The sequence below is a fragment of the Streptomyces pactum genome (assembly GCF_002005225.1).
GTDB lineage: Bacteria > Actinomycetota > Actinomycetes > Streptomycetales > Streptomycetaceae > Streptomyces > Streptomyces pactum_A.
Map to the genome: position 1 here is coordinate 6,583,133 of NZ_CP019724.1, position 15,759 is coordinate 6,598,891.

General features: G+C 73.9%; 16 protein-coding genes. 11 read left to right on the plus strand and 5 right to left on the minus strand.

What is annotated here, in order from left to right; all coding sequences use genetic code 11:
- Positions 1-67 precede the first annotated feature (67 nt).
- From B1H29_RS28235 to B1H29_RS28250, 3 genes are all read left to right on the plus strand, one after another.
- Complete coding sequence (locus B1H29_RS28235; protein WP_055416255.1) at positions 68-742, plus strand: class II aldolase/adducin family protein; 675 nt, start codon at positions 68-70, stop codon at positions 740-742.
- Positions 743-1,431: 689 nt separating this feature from the next.
- Positions 1,432-2,559: an alpha/beta hydrolase family protein gene (locus tag B1H29_RS28245; protein WP_055416254.1), complete on the plus strand. Its 1,128-nt coding sequence runs from the start codon at positions 1,432-1,434 to the stop codon at positions 2,557-2,559.
- 170 nt (positions 2,560-2,729) lie between these two features.
- Complete coding sequence (locus tag B1H29_RS28250; protein ID WP_199832271.1) at positions 2,730-4,157, plus strand: hypothetical protein; 1,428 nt, start codon at positions 2,730-2,732, stop codon at positions 4,155-4,157.
- Between the two features lie 470 nt (positions 4,158-4,627).
- Here the strand turns inward: B1H29_RS28250 and B1H29_RS28255 are convergent, their stop codons facing one another.
- Positions 4,628-5,041, minus strand: coding sequence for a VOC family protein (locus B1H29_RS28255; RefSeq protein WP_055416252.1), 414 nt, complete (start codon positions 5,039-5,041; stop codon positions 4,628-4,630).
- 348 nt (positions 5,042-5,389) lie between these two features.
- Between B1H29_RS28255 and B1H29_RS28260 the strand changes: the two genes are divergently transcribed.
- The 3 genes from B1H29_RS28260 to B1H29_RS28270 all read left to right on the plus strand — a co-directional run bounded on the left by B1H29_RS28260 (position 5,390) and on the right by B1H29_RS28270 (position 8,507).
- Positions 5,390-6,988, plus strand: a complete 1,599-nt coding sequence (locus tag B1H29_RS28260) for an ABC-F family ATP-binding cassette domain-containing protein (protein WP_055416251.1) — start codon at positions 5,390-5,392, stop codon at positions 6,986-6,988.
- A 335-nt stretch (positions 6,989-7,323) separates the two neighbouring features.
- Positions 7,324-7,545, plus strand: coding sequence for a helix-turn-helix domain-containing protein (locus tag B1H29_RS28265; RefSeq protein WP_003976983.1), 222 nt, complete (start codon positions 7,324-7,326; stop codon positions 7,543-7,545).
- A gap of 158 nt (positions 7,546-7,703) precedes the next feature.
- Positions 7,704-8,507 (plus strand): enoyl-CoA hydratase/isomerase family protein, encoded by an 804-nt coding sequence (locus B1H29_RS28270; protein ID WP_055416250.1) that lies wholly within the window; start codon positions 7,704-7,706, stop codon positions 8,505-8,507.
- A 46-nt stretch (positions 8,508-8,553) separates the two neighbouring features.
- Here B1H29_RS28270 and B1H29_RS28275 read toward each other — a convergent pair whose 3' ends face one another.
- Positions 8,554-9,450 (minus strand): hypothetical protein, encoded by an 897-nt coding sequence (locus tag B1H29_RS28275; RefSeq protein WP_055416249.1) that lies wholly within the window; start codon positions 9,448-9,450, stop codon positions 8,554-8,556.
- Positions 9,451-9,536: 86 nt separating this feature from the next.
- Here B1H29_RS28275 and B1H29_RS28280 point away from each other — a divergent pair, with 86 nt between their 5' ends.
- The 5 genes from B1H29_RS28280 to amaP are packed head-to-tail and all read left to right on the plus strand — an operon-like array spanning position 9,537 to position 11,853.
- Positions 9,537-10,004, plus strand: coding sequence for an Asp23/Gls24 family envelope stress response protein (locus tag B1H29_RS28280; RefSeq protein ID WP_055416248.1), 468 nt, complete (start codon positions 9,537-9,539; stop codon positions 10,002-10,004).
- Positions 10,005-10,047: 43 nt separating this feature from the next.
- A complete protein-coding gene (locus B1H29_RS28285; RefSeq protein ID WP_055416247.1) occupies positions 10,048-10,233 on the plus strand; it encodes a hypothetical protein in 186 nt (61 codons plus the stop codon).
- Complete coding sequence (locus tag B1H29_RS28290; RefSeq protein ID WP_055416246.1) at positions 10,230-10,610, plus strand: Asp23/Gls24 family envelope stress response protein; 381 nt, start codon at positions 10,230-10,232, stop codon at positions 10,608-10,610. The genes B1H29_RS28285 and B1H29_RS28290 overlap by 4 nt, the downstream gene beginning before the upstream one ends.
- On the plus strand, positions 10,607-11,269 hold the full coding sequence (locus B1H29_RS28295; RefSeq protein ID WP_055416245.1) for a DUF6286 domain-containing protein: 663 nt from the start codon (positions 10,607-10,609) through the stop codon (positions 11,267-11,269). The genes B1H29_RS28290 and B1H29_RS28295 overlap by 4 nt, the downstream gene beginning before the upstream one ends.
- Positions 11,266-11,853 carry an alkaline shock response membrane anchor protein AmaP gene (gene amaP, locus B1H29_RS28300; protein ID WP_055416244.1) on the plus strand — a complete coding sequence of 196 codons (588 nt, stop codon included), beginning with the start codon at positions 11,266-11,268 and terminating at the stop codon, positions 11,851-11,853. The genes B1H29_RS28295 and amaP overlap by 4 nt, the downstream gene beginning before the upstream one ends.
- A gap of 170 nt (positions 11,854-12,023) precedes the next feature.
- On the opposite strand, the gene B1H29_RS28305 is transcribed toward amaP, so the two are convergent.
- The 3 genes from B1H29_RS28305 to B1H29_RS28315 all read right to left on the minus strand — a co-directional run bounded on the left by B1H29_RS28305 (position 12,024) and on the right by B1H29_RS28315 (position 15,610).
- Complete coding sequence (locus tag B1H29_RS28305; protein WP_055416243.1) at positions 12,024-12,779, minus strand: SDR family oxidoreductase; 756 nt, start codon at positions 12,777-12,779, stop codon at positions 12,024-12,026.
- A 4-nt stretch (positions 12,780-12,783) separates the two neighbouring features.
- Positions 12,784-14,571: a glycoside hydrolase family 15 protein gene (locus tag B1H29_RS28310; protein ID WP_055416242.1), complete on the minus strand. Its 1,788-nt coding sequence runs from the start codon at positions 14,569-14,571 to the stop codon at positions 12,784-12,786.
- A gap of 247 nt (positions 14,572-14,818) precedes the next feature.
- Positions 14,819-15,610, minus strand: coding sequence for an SURF1 family cytochrome oxidase biogenesis protein (locus B1H29_RS28315; RefSeq protein WP_055416241.1), 792 nt, complete (start codon positions 15,608-15,610; stop codon positions 14,819-14,821).
- Positions 15,611-15,759 lie beyond the last annotated feature (149 nt).

Consider the following 15,759-nt stretch of genomic DNA (forward strand, 5'->3'; position numbering starts at 1 on the left):
GATCGTCGCGAGGCCGGCCGACGGCGGGACGTGAGGGTGTGGAACTGCCCGAGGGGAGACGGTGACTGTGACGTATTCGTGGGTCGGACCGGTGGCCGGCGCCGACGAGGAGGGGGCCTGGGAGGCACTCGTCGCGACGGCTCGCCGGACGGTGGCGGAGGGGCTGGTGGTCGGCACCTCCGGCAACGTCTCGGTGCGGGTGGGCGACACGGTGCTGGTCACCCCTTCGGGTGTGCCCTACGACCGTCTGGCCCCGGGTGACATCACCGGCGTCGACCTCGACGGACGGCAGGTGATCGGCCGGCTGGTGCCCACCAGCGAGCTGCCCATGCACCTCGCCGTGTACCGCGCCACCGACGCCCGCGCCGTCGTCCACACCCACGCCGTGCACGCGACGGCGGTCTCGCTCCTGGTCCCCGAACTGCCGCCGGTCCACTACATGACCGCCGCCCTCGGCGGCCCCGTCCGGGTCGCCCCCTACGCGGCCTACGGCACCGACGAACTGGCCCGCAACATGCTCGACGCCCTCACCGGCCGCACCGGCTGCCTCCTCCAGAACCACGGCACGATCACCTACGGCGCATCCCTCGACCAGGCCTACGACCGCACCGCCCAACTGGAGTGGATGTCCCGCCTCTGGCTGACGGCCGCCTCGGTCCCGGGCCGCACACCGTCCCTGCTGACGGCCGACCAGTTGGCAGCGGTGACGGAACGGCTCCGGGGGTACGGGCAGCGGCCCTGAGGAACGGCTGCCCACCGGGCCGGGGACTCGTGGCGTCCCGGGTCTTCGGGGCCTTCGGGGCTTTCGGGGCCTTCAGGGCCTCCGGGGCTTTCGGGATCTCCGGGATCTCCGGGATCTCCGGGATCTCCGGGATCTCCGGGATCTCCGGGATCTCCGGGATCTCCGGGATCTCCGGGATCTCCGGGATCTCCGGGATCTCCGGGATCTCCGGGATCTCCGGGATCTCCGGGATCTCCGGGGCTTTCGGCGCCTCCGGGATCTCCGGGGGCGCCCGGTGCCGGGTGCTGGACCTGTGCCCGCGGGTTTTGTGCCGTCGGGGCTCGGGGCTCGGGGCTCGGGGCTCGGGGGTGCCGGTGCGGCTCGAGCCGTGGGCGCGGGGTGCGTGGGCGCGGGGTGCGTGGGCGCGGGGTGCGTGGGCGCGGCGCGCCGGGAGTCCGGCGTGCCCGTGCCGTCGGCGTCCTGGCCGACGGGGGCCGGGTCCGGCAGCGCGTCCCCGCGCCACCGGCGCCCCGGACGGCGGAAGCCGGCCGAAGCCGCGGTCGGCTTCGGCGCGTACCGCGCCGCTTCGGGGGTACCGGCAGCGGGACCGACTCATGGCTCCGGGCCCCGACCGGACGGCCGGCGGGGGCTCGTCACTCCCCGCCGATCGCCCACTGGCCGCCCGAGGACTCCACCAGGAGACTGGCCCCATGCGCACTGTCACAGCAACGGCCGCCGCCGTCACCGCAGCCCTGGCGGCCGGTGCAGCGAGCGTCGCCGCCGGCCGGCTCGCCAGCGACGCCGCGCTCAAGGCGGCTCCCGGCCGGCCCCTGCCCACCGAACCCCGGCTCACCGTGCACGGCACCGCCGCCGGGCAGATCACCCTCACCCGGGATCTGGCCGCACTGCGCCCCGGCCGTTACGGCCTCGCAGGCGACGGTTCGCACGCGGTGGTCGGCCCGGTCCTCGGCACGGCCGAGCACGACGCCGACACAGTCGTCCGCCGCCTCGAACGCGTCACACACGGCACCCTCGCGGCCGGCGACCGGGCGTGGTTCACCCCGAACCTGTACGTCGGGAACCCGGGCACCGCCCTCGACCTCGAGTACGCCGACGTCGAGGTCCCCGGCGAACTCGGCCCGCTGCCCGCCTGGTTCCTGCCCGGTTCCCGCCCGACCTGGATCATCGCCGTGCACGGCCTGGGCGCCACCCGCGAACACGCCATGAACTTCATGGCACCCCTGCGCCGCCGGCACGTCCCGGTGCTCGCCCTCGCCTACCGCGGCGATGTCGGCGCCCCGCCCTCGCCGGACGGCCTGCACCACTTCGGCGAGACCGAGTGGCGCGACCTGGACGCGGCCGTCCGCTACGCCCTGGACCACGGCGCCCGCCAGGTCGTTCTGCTCGGCTGGTCCACCGGCGCCACCATGGCCCTGCGCACCGCCGCGCTCTCCGGCGTACGCGAGCGCATCGCGGGGCTCGTGTTGGACTCCCCGGTCCTCAGTTGGGAGACCACCCTGCGCGCCCTGGCCACCGCCCGCCGCACACCGGGCGCCCTCCTCCCGCTCGCCGTCCGCGCCGCCCAGGGCCGCGCCGGCCTGCACGCCGACAGCGACGTCCACACCGGGGGCCTCTACCGCCCGGCGGTCCCTACCCTGATCTTCCACGGCCCCGACGACGTGGTGGCCCCGTGGCGGCTCTCCCGCCGCCTCGCCGACACCCACCCGCGCCTGGTCGCCCTCCACACGGTCGAGGGCGCCCCGCACGGCGCCATGTGGAACGCCGACCCCGACCACTACGAAGAGATCCTGCGCCGCTTCATGACCCCACTGGTGTGACCCCCGAGCATCCCCGGCCCACCCCCCCCCCGCTCCGGTTCCGTTTAGCGTCGTACCACTGGCCTGTTCCGATGCCCCGACGCCGTACCGGACCGGCGCGTCCACCGTCCCGGGCACCGGCCGTGGCATTCCGTTTGGGTTTTCGGACCGTCAACCGGAAGACTGCACCCGTGACGTCCCGTATCCCGCGCGACTCCAGGCTTCGACTCGTCCGCCCGCGACCCCTGGCCGCCGCCCCCCAAGCGATGAACCAGCGGCGACCGCGCCGCGCCGCGCCGCGACCTCCGGAGGGCACACCGGCCCGGTCGGAGCTGGCCAGAATGGCGCGCTCCGGCCTGGCCGACGCGGCCCGCGTCGCCCGCTGGGCCGACACCGCCCTGGGCCCCGGCCGCGGCAGCGCGACCGCGGACGGCAAGGCCACCCTCTCCGACGCGACCGCCGACCAGGCGGCCCGGGAGCTGGGCCTGACCGCGGCCAAGGTCCGCGCCGACTGGGACACCGCCCGACTCGCCGGACTGGTCGAGGTGCACGGCGACAGCGCCCGCCCCGGCTGGCGGCTGCGCGCCTGGAACCGCGACGACAGCGCCGTACTGCGCGGCTGGGTCGCCCTCTTCGACGCCTGGTCGCTGGCCCACCCCGAGCCCGACGGGCAGGAGCCCGCCGCCGTGGCCGAGGTCATCTCCGCGATGCCCCAGGTGCTCTCCTTCCTCCAGTTGTCTGCCGGGCCCGTCCCGGTGGCGCAGCTCCTGGACCTGCTGGAGCAGCGCGTCACCGAACTGCGCACCGAGCGCTGCGAGGTGCCCTACGGCCCCCGTCTCGAGCCCGGCACGCCGCAGTCCCCGCCGTCCGCACCGCTCACCGACGCCGCCGCCGACACCCCGCTCGCCCCCCTCCTCGACTGGGCCCTGCACGCCCTCGCCTCCGTCGGCGCCCTCACTTGCGGCGACGGCCACGCCACGCTCACGCCGCTCGGGAGCTGGGCGGTCTGGGTCAAGCTGGAGCAGATCTGCGTCGCCGCCCAGAGCCCGGCCGGGAACATCGAGCAGTCGGCCGAGGACATGCTCCGCGGCTGCGCCCAGCTCCGCCCGAACGCCGCCCGGGCCGAGTACCGGGCCTGGCTCGCCGCCCGCCCCGTCGGCAGCGCCGTCGCCGAGCTGCTCGCCGGCGCCCGCGGCGAGGACGCCCTGCTGCGCGGCCTCGCCTTCGAGGCGCTGCGCGTCGTCGGTGCCCCCGCCGAGCCCGATGTCCGCGCCGTCCTCGACGAGCCGACGCTGCGGCCGTACGCCCTGCTGTGGCTGGCCGAGCACGACGGCGCCGACCCCGAGGACGCCCACGAGGTGCTCACGCGCCAGGAGGCCACGTGGCTGTGGGTCGACACCGCGGCCGCCGTCGCCGACCACGGCGAGGCGCCACTGCTCGTCCGGCACCTGGAGTCGGCGGTGCAGGCCACCGTCCCGGCCCTGCTGGACGAGGTCCGGGCCGTCGGCCATCCCCGCACCGTGCAGGTCCTGGTCGCCCTCGCCGCGGCGCACCCCGACCCCGCCCTGGCCAAGGCCGTACGCAGGGCGGCCTTCCAGGTCCACACCGGAGGTAGCTGACCACGCCGGGCATCCGAGCCCGAGGCCCGGTCGGAGCCCCGTGCCCGGCCCCGTGCCCAGCCGCCCGTCCGGCCCCGGCTCCGGACCACCCACGCGACGTAGCCCACCGCGCACGGCCCACCGCGCACGGCCTGCGGCGCACGGCCCGCCGCGCACGGCCCACCGCGCACGGCCTGCGGCGCACGGCCCACCGCGCACGGCCTGCGGCGCACGGCCCACCGCGCACGGCCCGCCGCGCACGGCCCACCGCGCACGGCCCACCGCGCACGGCCCGCCGCGCACGGCCCACCGCGCACGGTCGGCCGCGAACAACCGGACGCGTACGACCAGCCCCGACCGACCGCGGACGCTCTCCGCACGGGCGACGAGCAGGCGGTGCACAGCCCGGTGCGCCGCTCGCGGCGGTACACCGGTCCGGTGCCGCGGCGGCACACCGATCCGCCCACGGGCCGGCCGCGAACCGCCGGAGGCTACCCGCGGATCTCCGGCGCGTACGTCCCGAAGCTCCAGACGTTTCCCTCCAGGTCCCGGGCCATGTAGTCCCGCGATCCGTAGTCCTGGTCCGTCGGGGGCATCAGGATCTCCGCGCCGTGTTCCACGGCCCGCCGGTGATGGGCGTCGACGTCCGCCACCACGACGTACACCCCCGTCGGGCCGGCGTTCTTCATCGCCTCGTCGAAGCGGCTGCCCGTGCCCTTCGAACCGAGCATGACCGCGCCGTTGCCCTGGGCCAGCTCGGCGTGGGCCACCGAGCCGTCCTCGCCCTCGTACACCGCCAGTTCCGTGAAGCCGAAGGCCTGGGTGAGCTGGCGGACCGCCGCCTTGGCATCCGCGTACAGCAGCGTCGGGTAGACGCTCGGACGCCCGCCGTCCATGCCTGCCATGCCGATCACTCCTTTGTGAGCCGGTACCGGAGGAGTGGACGCCACGAAGACCGGCGAAGTCCGGAAAATCATGGAATCCAGCCCTGACGCCCAGTCTCGCACCGACCACTGACAACGCTCCTGACCCGCGTGTGCGAACACAGGACCCCCGAACAAGGGGCCGCGAACGCCGGAACCCGGGAAAAGCGGTTGCACGGCCCCGTTAGAATGGCCCCCATGGCCATTCTCCTCGCGCATTAGACGGCGGGAACGCCCGCCCGTCGCCCGCCACCACTCTTTGAACGGCGCGCTGCGCGCGGCACCCCCCTCGCCGCCCATCCCGCCAACCACCCGCCCAGGAGTCTGACCGTGATCTCCGCCTCCGGCATCGAGCTGCGCGCCGGTGCCCGCGTCCTCATCGAAAGCGCCACCTTCCGCATCGCCAAGGGTGACCGCATCGGCCTGGTCGGCCGCAACGGCGCCGGCAAGACCACCCTCACCAAGGTGCTCGCCGGCGAGGGCCAGCCCGCCGCCGGCGCCGTCACCCGCTCCGGCGAGGTCGGCTACCTCCCGCAGGACCCGCGCACCGGCGACCTCGACGTACTCGCCCGCGACCGCGTCCTGTCCGCGCGCGGCCTGGACACCCTGATCCGCAAGATGCGCGACAACGAACAGCGCATCGCCAACGGTCAGGGCGCCACCCGCGAGAAGGCCCTCAAGCAGTACGAGCGCCAGGAGACGGAGTTCCTCACCAAGGGCGGGTACGCCGCCGAGGCCGAGGCCGCCACCATCGCCGCCGCGCTCAATCTGCCCGACCGCGTGCTCGGGCAGCCCCTGCACACGCTCTCCGGTGGTCAGCGCCGCCGTATCGAGCTGGCCCGGATCCTGTTCTCGGACGCGGACACCCTGCTGCTCGACGAGCCCACCAACCACCTCGACGCCGACTCGATCGTCTGGCTGCGCGACTACCTGAAGAGCTACCGCGGCGGCTTCATCGTGATCTCCCACGACGTCGACCTGGTCGAGACGGTCGTCAACAAGGTGTTCTACCTGGACGCCAACCGCTCGCAGATCGACGTCTACAACATGGGCTGGAAGCTCTACCAGCAGCAGCGCGAGGCCGACGAGAAGCGCCGCAAGCGCGAACGGCAGAACGCGGAGAAGAAGGCCTCCGCCCTCCATTCGCAGGCCGACAAGATGCGCGCCAAGGCCACCAAGACCGTCGCCGCGCAGAACATGGCCCGCCGCGCGGACAAGCTGCTGGCCGGCCTGGAGGCCGAGCGGAAGTCCGACAAGGTCGCCAAGCTCCGCTTCCCCGAGCCGGCGCCCTGCGGCAAGACCCCGCTGACCGCCGAGGGCCTGTCCAAGTCGTACGGCTCCCTGGAGATTTTCACCGACGTCGACCTGGCCATCGACAAGGGTTCCCGGGTCGTCATCCTCGGCCTCAACGGCGCGGGCAAGACCACCCTGCTGCGGCTCCTCGGCGGTGTCGAGAAGCCCGACACCGGCCAGGTCGTCGAGGGCCACGGGCTCAAGCTCGGCTACTACGCGCAGGAGCACGAGACCCTCGACCCCGAGCGCACCGTCCTGGAGAACATGCGCTCCGCCAACCCCGACCTCGACCTCGTCGAGGTCCGCAAGACGCTGGGCTCGTTCCTGTTCTCCGGCGACGACGTCGACAAGCCCGCCGGTGTCCTGTCCGGCGGCGAGAAGACCCGCCTCGCACTGGCCACCCTCGTGGTCTCCTCGGCCAACGTGCTGCTGCTGGACGAGCCGACCAACAACCTCGACCCCGCCAGCCGCGAGGAGATCCTCGGCGCGCTGCGCACCTACAAGGGCGCGGTCGTCCTGGTCACCCACGACGAGGGAGCCGTCGAGGCGCTCCAGCCGGAGCGGATCATTCTGCTTCCGGACGGCGTCGAGGACCTGTGGGGCGCCGACTACGCGGACCTCGTCGCCCTGGCTTGATCGAATGGATGATCCACTGGGTATGGATCATTCGACCGATCCGTGATCCACCATCTGTGTGAGATCTCCTCATCACGAGGTGTGTCGTACATCGATTTCGCGGCCGGGCCCCCAGTCACCGGGGGCCCGGCCGTTACGCCCTTCTGACCTGGAACTTCGCGGAAAAACCCGTTCGGCCGTACGCGCACGATCCTCTGGAATCAAAGATTCCGTATGTGGGGACTCGCTCCTGTCGTCACAACCTTGTCTCATCGACCTTGCCGAATGGGTGGCCATGAAGCCCTGGAGGGGTGATCATGAGGAGACCAGAGCGCACTTCCCATGAGGAGGCACGGGTGGCCGAGACTCTGAAGAAGGGCAGCCGGGTAACCGGCGCCGCGCGCGACAAGCTCGCGGCAGACCTGAAGAAGAAGTACGACGCCGGTGCGAGCATCCGGGCGTTGGCCGAGGAAACCGGCCGCTCGTATGGCTTTGTGCACCGCATGCTCAGTGAGTCGGGTGTCACGCTCCGAGGGCGTGGCGGGGCTACCCGGGGCAAAAAGGCCACATCGGCCTGATGCTCCGGGCGGCCCCTCGACTCCGAAAGTGAAGGTGGCCACCCGGCCGGTCGTCCGACCGTCCGGGTGGTTACTGTGCAGTCACTTAGCTCTGCCGTCGTACGGCGTCGAAGCCGGCGCACGGCGGGGACGACGACCGCACCCTTCGGAGGCGCCCCATGGCTTCGCCCGCCCACGAACCCGCTCCCGTACTCGACAAGGACGGCGTGCGGCTCACCGTCGACGACGCGATCGCCACGGTGACGCTGACCAACGCGGCCAAGCGCAACGCGCAGAGCCCCGCTCTGTGGCGCGCGCTCACCGACGCCGGCCGGCTGCTGCCCGGATCCGTCCGGGTCGTGGTGCTCCGTGCCGAGGGCAAGTCCTTCTCGGCCGGGCTCGACCGGCAGGCGTTCACGCCCGAGGGCTTCGACGGCGAACCGTCGTTCATCGACCTCGCGCGGGGTGGCGACGCCGAGCTGGACGCGACCATCACCGAGTACCAGGAGGCGTTCACCTGGTGGCGGCGCAGCGACATCCTGTCGGTCGCCGCCGTGCAGGGGCACGCCATCGGGGCCGGCTTCCAGTTGGCCCTCGCCTGTGACCTGCGGGTCGTCGCGGACGACGTCCAGTTCGCCATGCGCGAGACCAGCCTCGGCCTCGTGCCGGACCTGACGGGCACGCACCCCCTGGTGTCCCTGGTCGGCTACGCCCGCGCGCTGGAGATCTGCGCGACGGGCCGCTTCGTCACGGCCGAGGAGGCGGTGAGCACCGGGCTGGCCAATCTCGCCGTACCCGCGGACCAGCTCGACGGCGCCGTACGCGACCTGGTGTCGGCGGTCCTGGCGGCGCCGCGCGACGCGGTCATCGAGACCAAGGCGCTGCTTCAGGGCGCCCAGACCCGGGACTACGAGACCCAGCGCGCCGCCGAGCGGGCCGCGCAGGCCCGCCGCTTGCGCGACCTGGCCGGACTGGGGGAGTAACCCTCACATCGCGGCCCGGAAGGGTCCGGCGGCGCTCCGGCCGGAATCAGGTGATCGCCGTCAGCAGCACGGCGACCGAGGGTCGGTCCGGCAGGGACTCCGTCACCGCGGCGCGGACCTGTCGGGCCACCTCCACGGCCCGGTGGTCCGCGTCCACCGCCAGCTCCACCCGAACGTGGCGGCGCGGCAGGGAGACCTGCTCCTGCGGCAGCTCCGTGACGGTCACCGAACGGCCCAGCGTCGTCGTCAGCCGGGTCACGCCGGGAACCGCCAGCGCGGCGGCGGCCACGCGCCCCTCGGCACTTTCGCCGCCGTCGCCCGGCTCAACGGCCGCGGGACGCCACGAGCGGCCTTCGGCGGCCGGACCCGGTTCCCGGGTCGTGTCCGAGTCCGGGCCCGCGTCGGCGTCCGGGCCCGCGTCGGCGTCCGGGCCCGCGTCCGAGTCCGGGCCCGCGTCCGCGGCCCCAGCGCCGGCGTCGGCCCCGGCCGGGGTCGCGTCCGAGTCCGTGGTCGTGTCCGGATCCGTGGTCGCGTCCAGCAGGGCCGTCGCACGCAGGTCCACGTCGGTCACCGTCAGGCCGAGCCCTCGCGCCGCCGCCGTGAGCGCGGCGCGCAGGCGGGCGGCCGTCGCCGGCAGCGGCTCGGCCGTCGCCGCGGATCCGACGGTCGCCGCGAAGTCGGCCGTCACCCGCAGCGGGCCGGGCGGCAGCGCACTCGGCGGCGGCGGAACGGCCGGCTCGTGCGCGTCGTCCGGGTCGGCGGGCCCGATACGCAGGCCGCGGCCCGGACGCACGCCGGTCACATCCCGGGCCGCGGCCAGCAGCACCTCACGCGCCGCCCGTTCGGCGATCCACGCGCCGTCCCGTGGCCCGCCCAGCGGCAGCAACCTGCCGAGCCCCAACTGTTCCCGCACCGTCCGTGTCCACCGGTCCGCCGTCGTCATTCCTCCAGCCTGCCGCATCCACGGCGCGCGATCGCGCAACCGTGCTTACGGTGGTGGAGACGGACGTACCGGAAGGGACTGCGGCGATGAGTGACTTGACGGAGAAGGAAACAACCGAGACCGGCGCACAGCGTGGGCAAGGGGCCCGACGCGGTGGGGGTGCCCCCGCCGACCGCGGCCGCACCACCATCGCCGACGGCGTCGTGGAGAAGATCACCGGAATGGCGGCACGCGACGTCGCCGGTGTGCACGCCATGGGCAGCGGGATGTCGCGCACGTTCGGCGCCGTGCGCGACCGGGTGCCCGGCGGGACCAAGTCCGGGGTGACGCGCGGGGTCAAGGCCGAGGTCGGCGAGAGGCAGACCGCGCTCGACCTGGAGATCGTCGTCGAGTACGGCGTGTCGATCTCGGACGTGGCCGGGGACGTACGGGAGAACGTGGTCGCGGCGGTGGAGCGGATGACCGGCCTCGAGGTCGTCGAGGTCAACATCGCGGTGAGCGACGTGAAGCTGCCCGACGAGGAGGACGAGGAGCCGGAGCCTCGGATCAAGTGACGCGGACGGTGACTGGGCGAACGGTGACTGAGGGGAGCGCACGATGAGCATGGCCGTGGCCGGCATGATCGCCGGCATGGCGCTGGGTTTCGCCGGGTACTTCGGTGGGTTCGGAGCCTTCCTGCTGGTGGCGGCCCTGGGAGCGGTCGGGTTCATCATCGGCCGCTTCGTGGAGGGGGACATGGACCTCGGTGACTTCTTCCGGACCCGAGACGACCGGCGGCGGTGACCGGCGTGAGCAGTGGGGCCGGTGAGCTCCTCGAAGTCCCGGCCGTGCCGCCGCGCGAGCGCGGTGCCACGCGCATCGCCGACCGGGTCGTGGCCAAGGTCGCCGCGCAGGCGGCGCGCGAGGCGGCCGGTCCGCTGCACCCGGACGCCGAGCGCCCGCACGCCACCGTCGTCGTCCACCACGACACCGCGCACGTCCGGGTCCACCTCGAACTCGACTACCCGTGCGACATCGGTGCCCGCTGCGGTCGGGTGCGTCATCAAGTCGTCCAGCGGGTACGCGCGTTGGTGGGGATGGCGGTGCCGGAGGTCGCCGTCCAGGTGGAGCGGCTGCACCTGGCGGCGGAGTACGGCGCGAGACAGGGGAGGACGCGATGAGCGAGCCCCAGGGCTCCGAAGGCAGCACGCGGCGCCTGCCCGTCATGGAACCCGCCATGGAGAAGCAGACGCCGGCCGGCGCCGGGCCGCCGCCCGACCCCGGCGCGAGCAGCGGGCGCTCCGGCCGCTTCTGGTCCGCGCGCCGCGTCCCCGCGGGCATCGTCGCGCTGCTGATTCTGCTGGTCTCGGGCGCCTTCCTCTACGACGTCGTCGCCGTGCGGGCCGGCCGTACCGCCCTCGGCTGGCGCCGGGAACTGGCGCGGCAGCTCGCCGACCGGCCCCTCGACGACACGTGGGTCCTGGTCGGCGCGGGAGTCGCCGCGGCCCTCGGCCTCTGGCTGCTCGCACTGGCCCTCACCCCCGGCCTGCGCAAGGTGCTCCCGATGCGGCGCACCCGGCCGGACGTACGCGCGGGGCTCCACCGGGAGGCCGCCGCCACGGTGCTGCGCGACCGGGCCATGGAGGTCGCCGGAGTGCAGTCCGCGCGGGTCAGGATGCGCCGGCGGAAGGCCCGCGTGCGGGCGCTGTCGCACTTCCGTGAACTGGACGACGTACGGACCGATCTGGACGGCGTGCTCGACGACGCGGTGCGCGGGCTGGGACTGGCCCGGCCGCCCGCCGTGTCGCTGCGGGTCGCGCGGCCGGGGCGAAAGGGGTGAGGGCGGTGCTCAGGACCGTCGACCGTGTGCTGCTCGCCCTCGTGGGCCTGATCCTGCTCGCCCTCGGCGGTTCGGTCCTCGCCATCGGGCTCGGCGCCCCGGCGCCCTCCTGGTGGCTCCACGACGGGCCGGACGACGTGCTGCTCAGCACCGCCGACCGGACGCGGTGGCGGGACGCCGGGTGGTGGTGGCCGGTCGTCATCGCGGCACTCGCCGTCCTGCTGCTGCTCGCCCTGTGGTGGCTGGTCGCGGTGGTGCGTCGCCGTCGGCTCTCCGAGGTCCTCGTCGACACCGGGGACGGCGAGGGCGCGGTGCTGCGCGGCCGGGCCCTGGAGACCGTCCTCGCCCAGGAGGCGGACCGGGTGGACGGGGTCGAACGGGCCAAGGTCCGCCTCACCGGCCGCCGCGCCGCCCCGGAGACCCGCGTCCGCCTGCTCCTGGCCCCCCACGTCGACCCCGGCACCGCGCTGGACGACCTCACCACCCGCGCCCTGACCCACGCCCGTGCCTCGGCGAACCTCGAGACCCTTCCCGCGGAGGTCCACCTCTGGGGCGTCAAACACCGGGCCGAGCGAGTCAACTGAGGCCGTCAACTGAGGTCCGTGCGCGCGGCCGGGGCGCGGCCCTCCGAGCGGGTCCCGCCGCCAACAGGCTCCGCGTGAACGGGGCGCCTGAACGTGGTACGCCGCCCCGGCCGGGACGAGTGCGGGGGCAGGGGGCGGGGCGAGCGCGGGGGCGCGGCGAAGCGCGGGGCTCAGAACCCGTGCCGTACTCCGCCGTCCACGGGCAGCATCACGCCCGTCACGTAGGACGCCGCCGGGGACAGCAGGAACGCCGCCGCGCGGCCGAATTCCTCCGGGGCGCCGTAGCGGCGCAGCGGAATGCGGGACTCGGCGGCCGCCCTGGTCGCCTCCGGGTCGGCGGACAGGCCGTCCAGCTCGCGCACCCGGTCGGTGTCGACGCGGCCCGGCAGCAGGCCGACGACACGGATGCCGCGCGGCCCCAGCTCGTCGGCGAGGGACTTGGCGAAGCCGGCCAGCCCGGGGCGCAGGCCGTTGGAGATGGTCAGCCCCGGGATCGGCTCGTGCACCGAGCCCGACAGCACGAAGCCGACGACGCCGCCGTCCTCCAGCTCCGCCGCCGCCGTCCGGGCCAGCCGCACCGCTCCGAGGAACACCGACTCGAACGCCGCCTGCCACTGCTCGTCCGTGTTGTCGGCGACGAACCCGGGCGGCGGTCCGCCCACACTGATCAGTACGCCGTCGAAGCGGCCGAAGCGCTCGCGGGCGGTCGCGATCAGCCGGCCGGCGGCCTCGGGGTCGGCGTTGTCGGCGGCCACCCCCACCACGTCCGGGCCCAGCGCGGCCGCGGCGTCGGTGACGCTCTTCTCGTCCCGCCCCGTGACGAGCACCTTCGCCCCGTCGGCGGCCAGCTCGCGCGCGGCGGCGTTGCCCAGGCCCCGGGTGGCTCCCGTGACGACGTACACCCGGTCCTTCAGTCCAAGATCCATGGCCCTATCCTGCCCCCTGGTCCCCGAACAGGGCGAGGGCCGTGTTCACCAGGCCGATGTGGCTGAACGCCTGAGGGAAGTTGCCGAGCTGGTGGCCGGCCACCGGGTCGTACTCCTCGGCCAGCAGCCCCACGTCGTTGGCGAGCCCCACCAGCCGCTCGAACAGCTCCCGGGCCTCCTTCGTCCGGCCGGTCGCGTGCAGCGCGTCCGCGTACCAGAACGAACACACCAGGAAGGTCCCCTCGCTGCCCGGCAACCCGTCGACGGGGTCCCCCTCGGTGCTGTAGCGGCGCACCAGCCCGTCCCGGGTCAGCTCCTCGCCGATCGCGTCGACCGTGCCGACGACCCGCGGGTCGTCCGGCGGCAGGAAGCCCAGGCGCGGGATGAGCAGCAGCGAGGCGTCCAGCTCCCGCGAGCCGTAGGACTGGGTGAAGGTGTTGCGCTCCGGGTCGTAGCCCTTCTCGCACACCTCGCGGTGCACCTCCTCGCGCAGCGCGCGCCAGCCGTCCGGGTCGCCCCCGCCCAGCTCGGGGTGCTCCTCCAGTGTGCGCACCGCCCGGTCCAGGGCCACCCACGTCATCACCTTGGAGTGCACGAACTGCCGGCGTCCGCCGCGCACCTCCCACAGCCCCTCGTCGGGCTGCCGCCACGCCGTGGTCAGGAAGTCCATCAGGGCGCACTGCAGCTCCCACATCTGCGGCCGGGGGTGCATGCCCGTCAGCCGGGCCAGTGACAGCGAGTCCATGACCTCGCCGTACACGTCAAGCTGGAGCTGGTTCACCGCGTCGTTGCCGACCCGTACGGGCGTGGACTCGGCGAAGCCGGACAGCCACGGCAGCTCGAACTCGGGCAGCCGCCGCTCACCCGCCAGGCCGTACATGATCTGCAGGTCCGCCGGGTTGCCCGCGACCGCGCGCAGCAGCCAGTCGCGCCAGGCCTCGGCCTCCTCCAGATATCCGGCCGCCAACAGGGCGCCCAGGGTGAGGGTGGAGTCGCGCAGCCAGCAGAAACGGTAGTCCCAGTTGCGCACGCCGCCCGGTTCCTCGGGCAGCGAGGTGGTGGGGGCGGCCACGATGCCGCCGGTCGGCAGGTAGGTGAGCGCCTTCAGGGTGATCAGCGAGCGGACGACGGCGTCCCGGTACGGACCGTCGTAGCGGCAGTGCGCGACCCAGGCGCGCCAGTCCTCGACGCTGTGCTCCAAGGACATGTACGGGTCGACCAGCGGTGGGCGGGACTCGTGCGAGGGGTGCCAGGTCAGGACGAAGGCGACCTTCTCGCCCGCGGCGACCGTGAACTCCGCGTGCGTCCCGAAATCCTGGCCCCAGCTACGCACCTCGGGCTCGCTGCGCAGCCACGCCGAGTCCGGTCCGGCGACGGCCACGCGGTGCCCGTCGGTCCTGCGCATCCACGGGACGATCGAGCCGTAGTCGAAGCGCAGCCGGAGCACGCTGTGCACGGTGACCTCACCGCTCAGGCCCTCCACGATGCGTACGAGGTCCGGGGCGCGGTCGCGCTGGGGCATCAGGTCGGTGACCCGTACCGCGCCGTCCGGGGTCTCCCACTCGGTGTCCAGGACGAGGGTGTCCGGGCGGTAGGCGCGCCGAGTGCAGCGCTCGGCGCCCTTGGGGGCGATGCGCCAGTGGCCGTTGTCCTCGTCGCCGAGCAGCTTGGCGAAGCAGGCGGCGGAGTCGAAGCGGGGCAGACAGAGCCAGTCCACGGAACCGTCCGTGCCGACCAGGGCCGCGGTCTGCTGGTCGCCGATGAGCGCGTAGTCCTCGATTTGGGGGTGCACGGGATTCCGTCTTCCCGAGTGGGGACGGAGCAATCGGACCGAGTGGGGACGGAGCGATTCGGATCCGCCGCCGCCCTCCCGCCGAACGGCCCCGTACCGGCCACCGCGCCGCGGGCCGCTCCGCCGCGGGCCGCTCCGCCGCGGGCCGCTCCGCCGCGGCCCGGTCCGCCACGGGCCACCCACTCCGGGCCACCCACTCCGGGCCACTCCGCTACGAGCCACCCACCGTGGTCTACACCACCGTGGTCTACACCGCCGCGGGCTCCGCCTCCGTGGCCTCCCGCTCGTCCTCCGTCGCCCGGTCCCGGGCCTCGCGGCGGGCCAGGACGAACCAGCCGACCGGGACGCCGGCCGCGAACAGCCACCACTGGACGGCGTACGCCATGTGGTTGCCGATGCTGTCGTGGTCGGGCTCGGCGATCAGCTCGGGGGTGTCGCCCGAGGGCTTGGGCTCGGTCAGCTCGACGTAGCCGCCGAGGACCGGCTTGCCGAGGCGCTCGGCCTGCTGCTCGCTGTTGATCAGCATGACCTGGCGGTCGGGCAGCCCCTCGACGTTCTTGATACCGCTGCCCTCGGTCGTCTGGTCGGGCATCAGCCGCCCGGTGACGGTGATCTCGCCCTCCGGGGGCGCCGGGATCTTCGGGAAGGCGGTCTGGCTCGCGCCGTTCGACGGGATCCAGCCCCGGTTGACGATCAGCACCTTGCCGCCGTCCAGGACGAACGGGGTCAGCACGTGGTAGCCGACCCGGTCGTCCGCGTTGGTGCGGCGGCGCACGACGACCTCGTCGGCCCGGTCGAAGCGCCCCTTCGCGGTCACCCTGCGGTAGCGGTCCTCGTCGTCGACCTTCGCTCCCGGCGAGGTCATGGACTCGACCGGCACGGGCGCGGCCGCCAGGGAATCGGCGATCTCCCCGTTCAGCTCGACCCTGCGCTCGTGGCGGTGCAACTGCCAGAAACCCAGCTCGATCATCGTCGGGATGAGTGCGAGGACCACGAGGGTGAGGATCACCCACTGGCGGGACAACAGGAACCGGTACACCCCACGACGGTACAACTCGGTCGTGGGGTGTGATGCGTCGGGTACGGCCTTGTGACGCCGTCCGGCGGCCTCGTGTCGCCGTCCTGCCGGGGCCCGCCGTTCTAGACCCAATGCCGGTGACTTAGACGGCTGTGCCTCGTTGTCTGCTG

Coding starts and splice junctions, on each gene's coding strand:
- B1H29_RS28305 (WP_055416243.1), bottom strand. CDS start 12,779: ATGGATCTTGGACTGAAGGACCGGGTGTACGTCGTCACGGGAGCCACC.
- B1H29_RS28255 (WP_055416252.1), bottom strand. CDS start 5,041: ATGGCAGGCATGGACGGCGGGCGTCCGAGCGTCTACCCGACGCTGCTG.
- B1H29_RS28275 (WP_055416249.1), bottom strand. CDS start 9,450: ATGACGACGGCGGACCGGTGGACACGGACGGTGCGGGAACAGTTGGGG.
- B1H29_RS28245 (WP_055416254.1), top strand. CDS start 1,432: ATGCGCACTGTCACAGCAACGGCCGCCGCCGTCACCGCAGCCCTGGCG.
- B1H29_RS28285 (WP_055416247.1), top strand. CDS start 10,048: ATGAGCATGGCCGTGGCCGGCATGATCGCCGGCATGGCGCTGGGTTTC.
- B1H29_RS28270 (WP_055416250.1), top strand. CDS start 7,704: ATGGCTTCGCCCGCCCACGAACCCGCTCCCGTACTCGACAAGGACGGC.
- B1H29_RS28280 (WP_055416248.1), top strand. CDS start 9,537: ATGAGTGACTTGACGGAGAAGGAAACAACCGAGACCGGCGCACAGCGT.
- B1H29_RS28295 (WP_055416245.1), top strand. CDS start 10,607: ATGAGCGAGCCCCAGGGCTCCGAAGGCAGCACGCGGCGCCTGCCCGTC.